This is a genomic window from Chryseobacterium sp. JAH (assembly GCF_001507335.1).
Lineage (GTDB): Bacteria > Bacteroidota > Bacteroidia > Flavobacteriales > Weeksellaceae > Chryseobacterium.
This window is the reverse complement of record NZ_LMAH01000006.1, coordinates 254313-269984: the sequence shown is the minus strand read 5'-3', so window position 1 is coordinate 269984 and position 15672 is coordinate 254313. Positions and strand designations below refer to the sequence as shown.

Annotated in this window: 13 protein-coding genes; 11 read left to right on the top strand and 2 right to left on the bottom strand. The window is 36.9% G+C overall.

The annotated features are described in order from the left end of the window. Positions 1 to 16 precede the first annotated feature (16 nt). Positions 17 to 559 (top strand): transcription termination/antitermination protein NusG, encoded by a 543-nt coding sequence (gene nusG / locus AR685_RS13855; protein ID WP_047444878.1) that lies wholly within the window; start codon positions 17 to 19, stop codon positions 557 to 559. Positions 560 to 625: 66 nt separating this feature from the next. Here the strand turns inward: nusG and AR685_RS13850 are convergent, their stop codons facing one another. Beyond that, on the bottom strand, positions 626 to 1369 hold the full coding sequence (locus tag AR685_RS13850) for an LVIVD repeat-containing protein (protein WP_052187933.1): 744 nt from the start codon (positions 1367 to 1369) through the stop codon (positions 626 to 628). Between the two features lie 4 nt (positions 1370 to 1373). Next, positions 1374 to 1874: a hypothetical protein gene (locus AR685_RS13845; RefSeq protein WP_059124921.1), complete on the bottom strand. Its 501-nt coding sequence runs from the start codon at positions 1872 to 1874 to the stop codon at positions 1374 to 1376. 217 nt (positions 1875 to 2091) lie between these two features. Between AR685_RS13845 and rplK the strand changes: the two genes are divergently transcribed. From rplK to AR685_RS13795, 10 genes are all read left to right on the top strand, one after another. Then, complete coding sequence (gene rplK, locus AR685_RS13840) at positions 2092 to 2535, top strand: 50S ribosomal protein L11 (protein ID WP_047444876.1); 444 nt, start codon at positions 2092 to 2094, stop codon at positions 2533 to 2535. 11 nt (positions 2536 to 2546) lie between these two features. After that, on the top strand, positions 2547 to 3239 hold the full coding sequence (rplA, locus tag AR685_RS13835; protein WP_047444874.1) for a 50S ribosomal protein L1: 693 nt from the start codon (positions 2547 to 2549) through the stop codon (positions 3237 to 3239). Between the two features lie 17 nt (positions 3240 to 3256). Then, positions 3257 to 3850 (top strand): 50S ribosomal protein L10, encoded by a 594-nt coding sequence (gene rplJ / locus AR685_RS13830; RefSeq protein ID WP_047444872.1) that lies wholly within the window; start codon positions 3257 to 3259, stop codon positions 3848 to 3850. A 46-nt stretch (positions 3851 to 3896) separates the two neighbouring features. Continuing rightward, positions 3897 to 4265 (top strand): 50S ribosomal protein L7/L12, encoded by a 369-nt coding sequence (gene rplL, locus AR685_RS13825; protein WP_047444870.1) that lies wholly within the window; start codon positions 3897 to 3899, stop codon positions 4263 to 4265. A 673-nt stretch (positions 4266 to 4938) separates the two neighbouring features. Beyond that, positions 4939 to 8760, top strand: coding sequence for a DNA-directed RNA polymerase subunit beta (gene rpoB, locus AR685_RS13820; protein ID WP_047444868.1), 3822 nt, complete (start codon positions 4939 to 4941; stop codon positions 8758 to 8760). An 84-nt stretch (positions 8761 to 8844) separates the two neighbouring features. Beyond that, complete coding sequence (gene rpoC / locus AR685_RS13815; RefSeq protein WP_047444867.1) at positions 8845 to 13110, top strand: DNA-directed RNA polymerase subunit beta'; 4266 nt, start codon at positions 8845 to 8847, stop codon at positions 13108 to 13110. A gap of 83 nt (positions 13111 to 13193) precedes the next feature. After that, the gene (locus tag AR685_RS13810) at positions 13194 to 13502 is read left to right on the top strand and encodes a DUF3467 domain-containing protein (RefSeq protein ID WP_047444864.1); all 309 of its coding nucleotides are present in this window, start codon (positions 13194 to 13196) and stop codon (positions 13500 to 13502) included. 200 nt (positions 13503 to 13702) lie between these two features. After that, positions 13703 to 14350, top strand: coding sequence for a Crp/Fnr family transcriptional regulator (locus AR685_RS13805; RefSeq protein WP_047444862.1), 648 nt, complete (start codon positions 13703 to 13705; stop codon positions 14348 to 14350). 122 nt (positions 14351 to 14472) lie between these two features. Next, on the top strand, positions 14473 to 15312 hold the full coding sequence (locus AR685_RS13800) for a DUF5777 family beta-barrel protein (protein WP_047444860.1): 840 nt from the start codon (positions 14473 to 14475) through the stop codon (positions 15310 to 15312). Between the two features lies 1 nt (position 15313). Further along, a complete protein-coding gene (locus AR685_RS13795; protein ID WP_082671940.1) occupies positions 15314 to 15664 on the top strand; it encodes a hypothetical protein in 351 nt (116 codons plus the stop codon). Positions 15665 to 15672 lie beyond the last annotated feature (8 nt).

The following is a 15672-nucleotide window of genomic DNA, read 5'->3' as shown; positions in this document are numbered from 1 at the left end:
AAAGTATTTTCCCATAATGAGCGAATTGAAATGGTATGTGCTGAAAGCAATCAGCGGACAGGAAAATAAAGTGAAAAACTATATTGAGACAGAAATCAAACGTTTAGGATTTGAGCAGTATGTTACTCAAGTAGTGATTCCTATGGAAAAGGTTATTCAGCTTAGAAATGGGAAGAAAGTGCCAAAAGAAAGACCATACTATCCTGGTTATCTGATGGTGGAAGCAGAGTTGATGGGAGAGATTCCTCACGTTATCAAAAATATTCCAGGTGTAATTTCTTTCTTAAGTTTAACTAAAGGTGGAGATCCTGTACCGATGAGAAAATCTGAGGTTAACAGAATGTTGGGAAGAATGGATGAACTTTCAGAGTTTGCTTCTGATGCAGAAATTCCGTTCATCGTTGGTGAAAACGTAAAAGTAATCGATGGACCATTCAATGGTTTCAATGGTACTGTAGAGAAAATCTTAGAAGACAAGAAGAAAGTAGAGGTTTCTGTTTTGATCTTCGGAAGAAAGACTCCAATGGAACTAAGCTTTATGCAGGTAGAAAAAGTATAATACTTTTCAGATATAAAAAAATACCGTTCAGAAATGAGCGGTATTTTTTTTGTGTAATATTTAAATTTAAAGGGGAAGCGTACTGACCGGAGTGATATTCTGAATATTAGAGGGATCAATATTAAACTGATGTACAGTAGTAGTGGTAAAAGCAAACAAATGATTCCCGTCAATAATCAGATCTCTTGCGGGAATATTGGCAATCGTTTTAGCTACCGTTACATTCTGGGGATTCGAAATATTGAAAATTACAATATCATCTCGATCACAAATAAACAGATAATTTCCACTCAGAGCGAGCCCTTTTGGTTCTAAAAGGTTTCGTTCAGATACCAGTAATGGATTTTGAATGTTTGCAATATTATAGATTAAAAGCTTATTGTTGTCTGCTGCATTGCAGGTTGTGTTAGAATGTAATGTAACATAAGCATGAGTAGAATTTGCAACGACAGGATCGCAGGCAGTAAAATGTAATGCCTTTGAAACAAACGCGGGTGTTTCTGGGTTTTGTGAAATGTTATATATAAACATTCCGTTTCGGGAACCGATAAACAAGTAATTGTCCATTGAAAATAATGTTTCAATATTAAAACCTACATCTACAGTCTTAACTTTCACAGGATTCGCAGGATCTATTAGGCTGAATACATTCAAGTTTGCTTGATCAACCACATACATATAATTGTTTTTCAGAATAAATGTTGCGGTAGAGCCTTCTTTTCCGTCCGTAGACAGAGATTCAGTTGCATCGCTGCTGTCACTGCAACTGACTAGAATAGCGAAACATAAAAGAGTAATATATTTTTTCATGGTTTTATTTTTGTTTCCAGTCGATTACTATTTTGTCATTTTCTGCAGGAGCTTCAAATCCGTCGGGTGATTTCAGTGCCGGGAAAACATTTTCTATCCTTTTTAAAACCTGTACTTCATTGGTTGCGGTATTAATTTTTAAAGCAACTAGATCTCTGGCCTGATTAATATAAAAGATGTCATTTCTTATGGCGACGTCGCTGGAGCCCAGTGCTTTCAGATATTTTACTTTTTGGGGGTTGGAAGGATCAGAATTGTTGATGATATGAAAGCCGTCTCGTCTGTCGTTAACGAAGATGAATTGATCTTTTACATAAATTTTTTCATTCTTCACTGTTGTTTTCGGAACCTGAAGGCTGATATTGTTTAGTTCTGAACGGGTGACAATGACCGGTTGATATGCGGTTTGAGGTTCAAATGGTGGGTCATCACCTCCATTCCACGGCCAGCATGAAGAAAGTGTTACACAGGAAAGTAATATCAAAGTAGATTTTACATGTTTCATACTAAATTGTTTTTTTAAAATTAATCAATTATTTTACAGACTGATATTAAATTTTACGATTTAATTCTGAAATTTAATGAGTTAAGTGTTTGCTAATTAAAATATATTTCATAATTTTGCAGTCCGAAAAGTAGGTTTACTTTATGTGAGTGCGGTAACCTGCTGAATAATAAATGCTTCCAAACTCATTAATTATTCAATTTTTAAAAAACAAACAATGGCTAAAAAAGTCTTTAAAATGGTTAAGCTCCAAGTAAAAGGAGGAGCAGCAAACCCATCTCCACCAGTAGGTCCGGCATTAGGTTCTGCAGGTGTGAACATTATGGAGTTTTGTAAACAATTTAACGGAAGAACTCAGGATAAGCCAGGTCAAGTTTTACCTGTAGTAATTACAGTGTACGAAGACAAATCTTTTGAATTCGTTATTAAAACTCCACCTGCAGCAATTCAGTTAATGGATGCAGCTAAAATCAAAGGAGGATCCGGTGAACCAAACAGAAACAAAGTAGGTGCTGTATCTTGGGCGCAAGTTCAAAAGATCGCTGAAGATAAGATGACAGATCTTAACTGTTTTACTTTGGACTCTGCTCTTTCTATGGTTGCAGGTACTGCTAGATCTATGGGATTAAGAGTAACAGGAACTAAACCAACTAACGCTTAAAACTAAGAGAAATGGCAAAATTAACTAAAAAGCAAAAGGAAGCTTTAAGCAAAGTAGAGAAAGGAAGAATTTATAACCTTGAAGAAGGTGCTGCTCTTGTAAAAGAAGTAAACACTGCAAAGTTTGATGCTTCTGTTGATATCGCGGTAAGATTAGGTGTTGATCCTAGAAAAGCTAACCAAATGGTAAGAGGTGTAGTATCTCTTCCTCACGGTACTGGTAAAGACGTTAAAGTTTTGGCTTTAGTAACTCCAGACAAAGAAGCTGAAGCGAAAGCAGCTGGTGCAGACTATGTAGGTCTTGATGAATATTTACAAAAAATAAAAGATGGTTGGACAGATGTTGACGTTATCGTTACTATGCCAGCTGTTATGGGTAAATTAGGACCATTGGGTAGAGTATTAGGACCAAGAGGTTTGATGCCTAACCCTAAATCAGGTACTGTAACTATGGAAATTGGTAAAGCAGTAACTGAAGTTAAAGCTGGTAAAATTGACTTCAAAGTAGATAAATACGGTATTATCCACGCTGGTATTGGTAAAGTATCTTTCGATGCTGCTAAAATCAAGGAGAATGCTCAGGAATTAATCTCTACTTTAATCAAAATGAAACCAACTGCTGCTAAAGGTACTTATGTGAAGAGCATTTATTTGTCTTCTACAATGAGCCCAGGTATCGCAATTGATAGTAAATCTGTTAACTAATTATAATCCTTAAGACAATGACAAAAGACCAAAAAGTTGTAGCGATACAAGAGATCAAAGACTTGCTTCAGGATGCTAAAGTAGTTTATGTAGCAGATCTAGACGGTTTGAATGCTGCTAAATCTTCTGATTTCAGAAGACAGGCTTTCAAACAAAATATCAAAGTAAAAGTTGTAAAAAATACACTTTTGCAAAAAGCAATGGAACAGATTGAAGGAGTAGATTACTCTGAAATGTTCGAAACTTTCAAAGGAAACTCTGCATTAATGATTGCTGATACAGCTAACGCTCCAGCAAAATTAATCAAAGACTTTAGAAAAAAAGAAGAGAAGCCGGCTTTAAAATCAGCTTTCGTGCAAGAAACTTTCTATGTTGGTGACAACAACCTTGATGCATTAGTAAGCATTAAGTCTAGAGAAGAAATGATCGGTGAAATCATCGGATTACTTCAGTCTCCAATTCAAAGAGTTGTTTCTGCTCTTCAAAACAAATCTGAAACTACAGAAGCTACAGCTGAAGAAGCAGCTCCTGCAGTAGAAGAAACTCCTGCTGAGGCAGCTCCAGAAGCTCCTGCTGCAGAAAGCACTGACGAAACGCCAGCTGCTGAATAATTACTCTCAAAAAATTAAATAAATAATCAACAAAAACATTACAACAATGTCAGATTTAAAAAATTTAGCTGAAACGCTAGTAAACTTAACAGTAAAAGACGTAAATGAATTAGCTACTATCCTTAAGGATGAGTACGGAATCGAGCCAGCTGCTGCTGCAGTTGTTATGGCTGGTCCAGGTGCAGGTGAAGCTGCTGAAGAGAAAACAGAATTCGATGTAATTCTTAAGTCTGCAGGTGCTTCTAAATTAGCAATCGTTAAATTGGTAAAAGATTTAACTGGTGCTGGTCTTAAAGAAGCTAAAGATATCGTAGATGGAGCTCCTGCTGCAATCAAAACTGGTATCTCTAAAGACGAAGCTGAAGCTCTTAAGAAGCAATTAGAAGAAGCTGGTGCTGAAGTAGAATTGAAATAATTCATTTCACTCTTAAAAATAGGAAGCCTGAGCAATTTGCTCAGGCTTTTTTTTGGTTTGAGTATTTTTATAAGGCAGTAGCTGAAAAAAGAGGATTAGATTATATATGGTAGTAAGATTGATTGGTTTTATGCATGAAAAGTCAAACAAGAAAATTAATACCTTATTCTTATCATTATTGAATTTCTATATTTCTACTTCATAACTTGTAAGTGCTCTTGATAAAAGGAGCGGTGTAGTCCTTTTAGACGACTTAGCTGTTAATAATTAGATGGTATTAATCGGATAACCTCTTCAAAACGAAGTGGTTGTTTTTTGTCAGGATAAAATTTTGTTGTATATTTGCAGTCACTTTTGGCGCTAAAATTATACATATTACTGTAAAACATTATTAATCAACTCTTTCACTTAATTTGAAAGGGATTTCGTGTTTATGGAATTTTGCGTTTTTTCGTCTGAAGTAAAAATTTAAAAATATTTTGCATTACGCTGTGAAAAGATATACCAGCGTTGCAGTTAGAATTAGAGTGTAGAATAAACAATTAAGAACAAAGACCACTTCTGATAGCGCCAAACATCAAATGTCTTTTATCTTGCCTGTTTAATCTTTTAGTCTTTTTCTGATATTTTTTGTATAAATCAAAATATTTTTTAACCCTTTCTTAAAAGTTTTATGAGTAAAACAACAGCAGTTACTAAAGGAAATGAGAGAATTAATTTCTCTACAGCGAAAGGAAAAATCATTACTCCGGATTTCTTAGATATCCAATTAGAGTCATTTAAAGATTTTTTCCAGCTGGATACACTTCCGGAAGACAGAAGGAAAGAAGGTTTGCACAAGACCTTCCAGGAAAACTTTCCAATTACCGATTCTAGAAACCAATTCGTTTTGGAATTTTTAGATTATTTGGTAGATTCTCCACGTTATTCGATTGACGAATGTGTGGAAAGAGGTTTAACGTATTCAGTTCCTCTAAAAGCCAGACTAAAATTGTATTGTACTGACCCTGAACATGAAGATTTTCAGACCGTTGTACAGGATGTTTATTTAGGTCCGGTTCCTTATATGACTCCGTCTGGTTCATTTATTATTAATGGAGCAGAGCGTGTTATCGTAACTCAGTTACACAGATCTCCGGGTGTATTCTTCGGGCAGACTTACCACGCTAACGGAACAAAATTGTACTATTCAAGAATTATTCCTTTTAAAGGATCTTGGATGGAATTTACAACCGATATCAACAGCGTAATGTACGCGTATATCGACCGTAAGAAAAAATTACCTTTAACTACATTATTAAGAGCGATCGGTTTCGAATCTGATAAAGACATTCTTCAGATCTTTGACCTTGCAGAAGAAGTGAAAGTTTCTAAAGCTGCACTTAAAAAAGTAGAAGGTAGAACTTTGGCTGCGAGAGTATTGAACACTTGGTTCGAAGATTTCGTAGACGAAGACACTGGAGAGGTTGTTTCTATCGAAAGAAACGAAATCATCCTAGACAGAGAAACAATTCTTGAAAAAGAACATTTAGATCTTATTTTGGATGCTGGTGTGAAGTCTATCCTGATTCACAAAGAAAATTCAAACGAATTCTCTATCATCCAGAATACTTTACAAAAAGACCCTACCAACTCTGAAAAAGAAGCGGTAGAATATATTTACCGTCAGTTAAGAAATGCAGATCCACCCGATGAGGAAACTGCAAGAGGAATTATCGAGAAATTATTCTTCTCTGAGCAAAGATATTCTCTTGGTGAAGTAGGACGTTACAGACTAAACAAAAAGTTAGGTCTTAATATCCCAACTACTACTGAGGTTCTTACGAAAGAAGATATCATTGCGATTGTAAGACACTTAATTGAATTGGTAAACTCTAAGGCTGAGGTTGATGATATTGACCACTTATCAAACAGAAGAATTAAAACTGTTGGTGAGCAATTAGCAGGACAGTTTGGTGTAGGTCTTTCTAGAATTGCAAGAACAATTAAGGAAAGAATGAACGTTAGAGATAACGAAATCTTTACTCCGCTTGATCTTGTTAATGCGAAAACTTTAACATCAGTCATTAACTCATTCTTTGGTACCAACCAGCTTTCTCAGTTCATGGACCAAACCAACCCTCTATCAGAAATCACGCACAAGCGTAGACTTTCTGCCCTAGGACCTGGTGGTTTATCAAGAGAAAGAGCAGGTTTCGAGGTACGTGACGTTCACCATACTCACTATGGCCGTATCTGTCCGATCGAAACTCCTGAGGGACCAAACATTGGTTTGATCTCTTCTTTAGGTATCTATGCTAAAATCAATACTTTAGGTTTCATCGAAACTCCATATAGAAAAGTAGACTCAGGTACTGTAGATTTACATGCTGATCCTATTTATCTAAATGCTGAAGACGAAGAAGATAAAGTAATTGCTCAGGCAAACGTTGAATTAGATGATAACGGAGCGTTCTTAACAGACAGAATTATTGCCAGATTAGATGGTGATTATCCTGTAGTTGAGCCTTCTCAAGTTAATTTGATTGACGTTGCACCTAACCAGATTTCTGGTATTTCAGCTTCATTAATTCCATTCTTGGAGCATGATGATGCGAACCGTGCGTTGATGGGATCAAACATGATGCGTCAGGCAGTTCCTTTGTTGAAGCCACAGGCTCCAATCGTAGGTACAGGTCTGGAACAACAAGTTGCAAAAGATTCAAGAATCTTGATCAATGCTGAAGGTAGAGGTACTGTAGAATATGTAGATGCCGATCAGATTACGATTAAATATGAAAGAAGCGATGACGAAGATTTAGTATCATTCGAATCTGCTACAAAAACATATAAACTGACTAAGTTCAGAAAAACTAACCAGAGTACTACTATTACCCTAAGACCAAACGTAAGAGTAGGTGAGACGGTAGAAAAAGGACAGGTTCTTTGCGACGGTTATGCAACCGAAAACGGAGAATTGGCTCTTGGTAGAAACTTGGTAGTGGCCTTCATGCCTTGGAAAGGATACAACTTTGAGGATGCAATTGTAATCAACGAAAAAGTTGTACGTGAAGACTGGTTTACTTCAATCCACGTGGATGAGTATTCTCTAGAAGTTCGTGATACCAAATTGGGTATGGAAGAACTTACAGCAGATATTCCTAACGTATCTGAAGAAGCTACAAAAGATCTTGATGAGAATGGAATGATCAGAATCGGTGCTGAAGTGAAGCCTGGTGATATCATGATTGGTAAGATTACTCCAAAAGGTGAATCTGACCCGACTCCTGAAGAGAAACTTCTTAGAGCAATCTTTGGTGACAAAGCAGGTGATGTGAAAGATGCTTCATTGAAAGCAGATTCTTCATTAAGAGGTGTTGTAATCAACAAGAAATTGTTCTCTAGAAACATTAAAGACAAAAAGAAAAGAACTGAAGAAAAACTTAAACTTGAAGAGATTGAAAACACTTACAAGGCTAAGTTTGACGAGTTGAGAAATACTTTAATCGAAAAATTAAACACACTGGTTAGCGGTAAAACTTCTCAGGGAGTTACCAATGACTTAGATGAGGAAATTATCGGTAAAGGAATGAAATTCACTCATAAATTATTGACTTCAGTTGAAGATTACGTTAACGTTAGCGGTGCTGATTGGACTGTTGACAACGATAAGAATGAATTGATCAAACAATTGATTCACAACTATAAAATCAAATTCAATGATATTCAAGGAGTTAAAAACCGTGAGAAATTCGCAATTTCTATCGGAGATGAGCTTCCTGCAGGGATCATGAAGTTGGCTAAAGTATATATCGCTAAAAAACGTAAGCTAAACGTTGGAGATAAAATGGCGGGTCGTCACGGTAACAAAGGGATCGTTTCGAGAATCGTTCGTGAGGAAGATATGCCATTCTTGGAAGACGGAACACCGGTAGATATCGTATTGAATCCACTAGGGGTACCTTCTCGTATGAACATCGGACAGATTTATGAAACAGTTCTTGGATGGGCTGGTCAGAAATTGGGTATGACGTTCGCTACGCCAATCTTTGATGGGGCAACTCTTGATCAGATTACAGAGTACACTGAAAAAGCTGGAGTTCCTAAATTCGGTCACACTCACCTTTATGATGGTGGTACCGGAGAAAGATTTACACAGGCTGCAACGGTAGGTATTATCTATATGTTGAAACTTGGGCACATGGTAGATGACAAGATGCACGCACGTTCTATCGGACCTTACTCATTGATTACTCAGCAGCCATTAGGAGGTAAAGCTCAGTTTGGTGGACAGAGATTCGGAGAGATGGAGGTTTGGGCTCTTGAAGCATTTGGAGCATCAAACATCCTAAGAGAAATCTTGACTGTGAAGTCGGATGACGTGATTGGTAGAGCAAAAACTTATGAAGCGATTGCGAAAGGAGAAGCAATGCCTGAACCAGGTATTCCGGAATCTTTCAACGTATTACTTCACGAGTTACAAGGTCTTGGATTAGACGTAAGACTAGAGGAATAATTTTAAATTTTAAATTATAAATGTTGAATGGCAACATTCAAAAATTAATCTAAAATCTAAAATCTAAAATTTAAAATCTAACAAATGTCAAATAAAAATAAATCAAGTAGATTTAATAAAATAACCATCGGTTTAGCTTCTCCTGAGTCCATTTTACAGGACTCTAGAGGGGAGGTTCTAAAACCGGAAACCATTAACTACAGAACGCACAAACCTGAAAGAGACGGTTTGTTCTGTGAAAAAATCTTCGGTCCTATCAAAGATTACGAATGTGCTTGTGGTAAATACAAGAGAATTCGTTACAAAGGGATCGTTTGTGACCGTTGTGGTGTAGAGGTTACGGAGAAAAAAGTACGTAGAGAAAGAATCGGACACATTGGTTTGGTTGTTCCTATTGCGCACATTTGGTATTTCCGTTCTTTACCGAACAAAATCGGTTACCTTTTGGGTATTCCTTCTAAGAAATTAGATATGATCATCTATTATGAGAGATATGTTGTTATTCAGCAGGGTATCGCTAAGAAATTGGATGGTTCTGATTTTGATGATAAAGAATTCCTTACAGAAGAAGAATACCTTGACATCATGGAAACTCTTCCTGTAGAGAATCAATATCTTGATGACGCAGATCCGAACAAATTCATCGCCAAAATGGGTGCTGAAGCGGTTGAGGAATTGCTGAAGAGAATTGATCTTGATGCTTTGTCTTTCGATTTGAGACACAAAGCTCACAACGAAGGTTCTAAGCAAAGAAGAACGGAAGCTCTAAAAAGATTGAACGTGGTAGAAGCATTGAGAGGTGCTAACACTAGAATGATCAACAGACCGGAGTGGATGATTATGCGTGTGCTTCCTGTAATACCACCAGAATTGAGACCATTGGTTCCATTGGATGGAGGACGTTTCGCGACTTCTGACCTTAATGACCTTTACAGAAGAGTAATTATCAGAAACAACCGTTTGAAGAGATTATTGGAGATCAAAGCTCCTGAAGTAATCTTGAGAAACGAGAAGCGTATGCTTCAGGAATCTGTGGATTCATTATTTGATAATACAAGAAAATCTTCTGCAGTAAAATCTGAATCAAACAGACCATTGAAATCACTTTCAGATTCATTGAAAGGTAAGCAAGGTCGTTTCCGTCAGAACTTACTAGGGAAAAGGGTAGATTACTCTGCGCGTTCGGTAATTGTTGTAGGTCCAAACTTGCAGCTTCACGAATGTGGTATTCCTAAAGATATGGCAGCTGAGCTTTACAAACCGTTTATCATCAGAAAACTGATCGAAAGAGGAATTGTAAAAACAGTAAAATCTGCTAAAAGAATTATCGACAGAAAAGAACCTGTAGTATATGATATCTTAGAAGGTGTAATGAAAGGTCACCCTGTTTTACTAAACAGAGCACCTACTTTGCACAGACTGGGTATTCAGGCTTTCCAGCCTAAGATGATCGAAGGTAAGGCAATCCAATTACACCCATTGGTAACGACAGCATTCAACGCCGATTTTGATGGTGACCAGATGGCGGTACACTTACCGTTAGGTCCAGAAGCAATTTTGGAAGCTCAGTTATTGATGTTAGGTTCTCAGAATATCTTGAACCCTGCAAATGGTTCTCCAATTACAGTACCATCTCAGGACATGGTTCTTGGTCTATATTTCATGACCAAAGAATTAAGCTCTACAGATGAGAAAAAAGTATTGGGAGAAGGTCTTGCATTCTATTCTCCGGAAGAAGCGGAAATCGCTTATGCGGAAGGTAGAGTTTCATTGAACGCTAAAGTAAGATGTAGACTACCGGTAAAAGAAGAAGGTGTAATCACAACTAAATTGATTGAAACTTCTGTTGGTAGAATCTTATTCAACCAGATCGTTCCTAAGCAATCAGGATATATTAATGAGCTTCTTACCAAGAAATCATTAAGAAATGTTATTGGTAAAGTACTTGCTGATACAGACTTCCCTACCACTGTGAAGTTCTTGGATGCAATGAAAGACTTAGGATATGCAAATGCATTCAAAGGAGGTCTGTCGTTCTCATTAGGTGACATTGTTGTACCTGTTGAGAAAAAGAAAATGATCGCTACATCTATTGAAACTGTAGACGAAATTAGAGCCAACTATAACATGGGTCTAATCACAGATACAGAAAGATATAATCAGGTAATTGACGTTTGGACAAACACCAACGCTGGATTAACTGAAATGATCATGAGCAGAATGAAAGTTGACCAAGGTGGATTCAATTCTGTATATATGATGCTTGATTCTGGTGCGAGGGGTTCTAAGGAACAGATCCGTCAGTTATCAGGGATGAGAGGTTTGATGGCAAAACCGCAGAAAGCTGGTTCTACCGGTGCGGAAATTATCGAAAACCCGATTCTTGCAAACTTTAAGGAAGGCCTTTCGATCTTAGAATACTTTATCTCTACTCACGGTGCCCGTAAGGGTCTTGCGGATACCGCTCTTAAGACTGCCGATGCAGGTTACTTAACGAGAAGGTTAGTAGACGTTGCGCAGGATGTTATCGTAACAGAAGCAGATTGTGGAACTCTAAGAGGTACAGAAGTTACTGCACTGAAGAAAAATGACGAGATCGTTGAAAGAATTTCTGAAAGAATCTTAGGTAGAGTATCTCTTCATAATATTTACGATCCTGAAACCGACGAATTGGTTGCTATCGCTGATCAGATTATTGATGAGGCTTTGGCTAAAAGAGTGGAGGAAATGGGGCTTGAATCTTTAGAAGTACGTTCACCGCTTACTTGTGAAACCAAAAAAGGAATTTGTGCTAAATGTTATGGTAGAAACCTGGCAACTGGTAAGAAAATCCACATGGGTGAAGCAGTAGGTGTAATTGCGGCACAGTCTATTGGGGAACCGGGAACTCAGTTAACATTGAGAACTTTCCACCAAGGGGGTGTATCTACCAACGTATCAGAAAATCCATCAATCGCTGCGAGAAGAGACGGTATCGTTGAATTGGATGAGGTAAGAACAATTACTTCTGAAGACGAAAACGGAAACACTGCTGAAGTAGTGGTATCTCGTACGACAGAATTTAGATTGGTTGCTGATAACGAATCTAGAACTCCGTTGATGATTGCTAACGTACCTTACGGTTCTCAATTATTGGTTAAATCTGGAGATAAAGTGAAAAAAGGTGATCTTATTGCAAAATGGGATCCATACAACGCGGTAATTATTGCAGAAAACGCCGGTAAGGTTGAGTACGAAGATATTATCCAAGGTATTTCATTCCAGTTGGAGATTGACGAACAGACAGGATTTGAGGAGAAAGTAATCTCTGAATCTAGAAATAAGAAAGCTGTACCTACATTGAAGGTAGTAGATTCTAAAGGTGTTGAACAGAAAGGTTACAACTTACCGGTAGGAGCCCACTTAATGGTTAACGACGGTGAAAAAATTAAGGCTGGTAAAGTCTTAATCAAGATTCCAAGAAAATCTGCTAAGTCAGGGGATATTACTGGAGGTCTTCCGAGAGTTACAGAATTATTTGAAGCAAGAAACCCTTCAAACCCGGCGGTTGTTACAGAAATCGATGGGGTAGTTTCTTATGGTAAAATTAAGAGAGGTAACCGAGAATTGATCGTTGAAGCTAAAACTGGTGAGAGAAAAATTTATTTAGTTAAATTATCAAACCAGATCTTGGTACAGGAGAATGACTTCGTAAGAGCTGGTTCGCCACTTTCTGACGGTTCAGTTACTCCAGATGATATCTTGAAGATCAAAGGACCAACTGCGGTTCAGGAATATTTAGTAAATGAAATTCAGGAAGTTTACCGTCTACAAGGGGTGAAAATTGATGATAAGCATTTCGAAATTATCGTAAGACAGATGATGACGAAAGTATCTATCGTTGACGGAGGTGATACTCAGTTCCTTGAAGCAGCTTTAGAGCACAAAATGGATTTCTTAGAAGAAAACAACAGAGTGTTTGGTCTTAAAGTAGTTACTGAAGCTGGTGATTCTAAAGAATTTAAACCAGGTCAGATGATTACTGCGAGAGAATTGAGAGACGAAAACTCTAAGTTGAAGCGTGAAGACTTGAAATTGGTAGAAGTAAGAGACGCACTTCCTGCAACAGCTACACCTGTATTGCAAGGGATTACAAGAGCAGCTCTACAGACTAAATCTTTCATGTCTGCAGCGTCATTCCAGGAGACAACTAAAGTTCTTAACGAAGCAGCAGTAGCTGGTAAAGTAGATAGCTTAAACGGTCTTAAAGAAAATGTAATTGTAGGACACAGAATTCCTGCAGGTACAGGTCTTAAAGAATACCAGAATGTAATCGTAGGTTCTAAAAAAGAATTCGAAGATTTAAATTAATTCAAAATTTAATGTTCAAGGTTCAAAGATTTAATTTATTTTTGAGCCTTGAATTATTTAAACATAAAACTTAAACAAAAATAATGGACAACCAAAACCAAAACAACGATCCAAACAACATCAACATTCAATTGAACGAAATGGTAGCTTCAGGGGTTTATTGTAACCTTGCTTTAGTAAACCATTCTCCATCAGAGTTTGTAGTAGATTTCATCCAGCTTATGCCAGGTGTACAACAAGCGAACGTGCGTTCAAGAGTAATTCTTGCTCCACTTCACGCGAAAAGAGTTCTTACAGCTCTTCAGCAAAACATCACAAACTATGAGCAGCAGTTTGGAGAAATCAAAGAAGTTGAGCCTTTCGTATTAGGTGGAAACAACGTACAAGCGTAAGATTTTCTCAAAAATATATTAAGAATGCCCCAGCGAAAGTTGGGGCATTTCTTTTTGTCATACTATTTATATTATTATTTTCTCATTTGGTGTATTCCATAATTAAGAATGGGTCAAAATAAGCTTTTATACAGTATATTTATAATTAAGAACAGTTCAAATTTATATCTTTGTTACGTTAAAATATTATAACGTGTACGATGAATTTTGATTTTATTTTTAATAAATTCGGCTTTTTAGGTGATGATTTCTTAAAAGAGATCAATAAACATGCTATTGTCAACACGGTAAAAGCGAAAACTGAAGTAATCAGAGAAGGACAAAAAAATAAATTTGTGCCATTTCTAATCAAAGGTTCAATACGGGTATTTACATTAAATGATGGTCGAGAACTTATCTACTACTATGTCAGAGAAAATGATAGCTGTCTGATGACATTTTCCTCTATCTTCTCAGATCACATAAGCCGCATTTATGCAGTTGCAGAAGAAGATTCGGAGGTTTTACTTATACCTGTTTCCGTAATGCATGATTGGTTGATTCAGTTTCCTGCAATAAACAGATTGTTTTATCAGGAGTACGATAAACGTTTTTCAGATGTTATGAATATGGTCAACGAAGCTGTATTTCATAAACTGGATAAGAGAATTCTCAGTTATATCAAACATCAGATTGACTTAAAAGGTGACCACCCCATCAAATTAACCCACCGCGAAATTGCTACCAATCTTGGTACATCAAGAGAGGTCGTAAGCCGTGTTTTGAAAAAAATAGAAAATGAAGGTGAAATTTTACAAAGCAAGGAAGGTATAAGAATTCCCGAAAATAAAAATGTTAGTCATATCTAATAAAATGTTTTATAAACTTATATACTTTCCATTGATAAAAACAATTCCATCGGTGACTTTTGTCACACACTTTTAAAAGCATTACTCTCTAAGTTTGTTATATAATTTTAATTAAAATTTATATGACAAAAACTCTATTATTTTTGTCGATGTTTACCTCAATTCTTGCCTTTTCTCAGGAAGATTTGCTGAAAGATATTGACACTCTCACAACAACAGAAAACAACCCGCCGGCATTCAAGGCATTACAGATCGTCACGGGGCAGTCTACAAAGCTGACTGCAAAGAAAGAATGGTACATTGTTGTCGCACACAGGTTTGGTGATGTAAGCACCGGATTTAAAAATTTTTTCGGGCTCGATGATGCTTCTACAAAATTAGGGGTAATCTATGGAGTGACCGACGGATTATCATTAAGCCTTTCAAGGGAAACCAACATGAAAACGTTTGAGTTTGGAGCCAAATATAAGCTTCTGAAACAAAACGAAGATTTTCCGGTAGAAATTGTAGGGTACAATGTAATGGCTATGAATACTGATTTAGATAAGGATAACTATCCGAATCTTCAGTTTGGCGACAGGCTTTCTTATCTAACTCAGGCGCTCATTTCACGACGATTCAGCGATGGTTTTTCTCTGCAGTTAAGTCCGTCTTATGTGCACAAAAATCTTTATGATCCTGCTATTCAAAACAGCGATCAGTTTTTGGCAGGATTGGGAGCCCGCTACAAAATCTCTAAAAGGATTTCGATTAATGCAGAATACTTTGTGAATTTTGATAATCACAGTTTCTACAAAAATCCACTCTCATTGGGAATGGATATCGAAACAGGAGGGCATGTATTCCAGCTGTTATTCAGTAATTCTCAACTCAATTCCGATATCGGATATCTTACGAATGCAACAGGAAAATGGGATAAAGGACAGATTTTTTTTGGGTTTAATCTTTACAGAGTATTTTAAAATGAAAAAAATAATTTACATATCGGGTCTTATTCTTTTCATTTCGTCATGCGAAAGCAGAACTTATGAAGAGATTTCAGACAAGACACCTATTGCACAAACTGTACGGTACGAAACAGATATTAAACCGATTATTAATGCCAATTGTATATCATGTCATTCTGCGGGAGGACCAGCGTCGTTCCAACCGTGGACGAATTATAGTCAGGTAAAGAATAATATAGACAATATTTTAGACAGAATACAAAGGCCTGCCGGGGATCCTCAAAAAATGCCGCAGGGAGGATCATTATCTGCTAGCCAGATTAATACTTTCATCAAATGGAAAGCAGACGGTCTTGTAGAAAATTAAATTTAAAA

Excerpts from the sequence above, each read along its gene's own strand:
- rplL (WP_047444870.1), top strand. The coding sequence starts at position 3,897 with ATGTCAGATTTAAAAAATTTAGCTGAAACGCTAGTAAACTTAACAGTA.
- AR685_RS13805 (WP_047444862.1), top strand. The coding sequence starts at position 13,703 with ATGAATTTTGATTTTATTTTTAATAAATTCGGCTTTTTAGGTGATGAT.
- AR685_RS13850 (WP_052187933.1), bottom strand. The coding sequence starts at position 1,369 with ATGAAAAAATATATTACTCTTTTATGTTTCGCTATTCTAGTCAGTTGC.
- rpoC (WP_047444867.1), top strand. The coding sequence starts at position 8,845 with ATGTCAAATAAAAATAAATCAAGTAGATTTAATAAAATAACCATCGGT.
- rplA (WP_047444874.1), top strand. The coding sequence starts at position 2,547 with ATGGCAAAATTAACTAAAAAGCAAAAGGAAGCTTTAAGCAAAGTAGAG.
- AR685_RS13810 (WP_047444864.1), top strand. The coding sequence starts at position 13,194 with ATGGACAACCAAAACCAAAACAACGATCCAAACAACATCAACATTCAA.
- AR685_RS13845 (WP_059124921.1), bottom strand. The coding sequence starts at position 1,874 with ATGAAACATGTAAAATCTACTTTGATATTACTTTCCTGTGTAACACTT.
- rpoB (WP_047444868.1), top strand. The coding sequence starts at position 4,939 with ATGAGTAAAACAACAGCAGTTACTAAAGGAAATGAGAGAATTAATTTC.
- nusG (WP_047444878.1), top strand. The coding sequence starts at position 17 with ATGAGCGAATTGAAATGGTATGTGCTGAAAGCAATCAGCGGACAGGAA.
- rplK (WP_047444876.1), top strand. The coding sequence starts at position 2,092 with ATGGCTAAAAAAGTCTTTAAAATGGTTAAGCTCCAAGTAAAAGGAGGA.
- AR685_RS13800 (WP_047444860.1), top strand. The coding sequence starts at position 14,473 with ATGACAAAAACTCTATTATTTTTGTCGATGTTTACCTCAATTCTTGCC.
- AR685_RS13795 (WP_082671940.1), top strand. The coding sequence starts at position 15,314 with ATGAAAAAAATAATTTACATATCGGGTCTTATTCTTTTCATTTCGTCA.
- rplJ (WP_047444872.1), top strand. The coding sequence starts at position 3,257 with ATGACAAAAGACCAAAAAGTTGTAGCGATACAAGAGATCAAAGACTTG.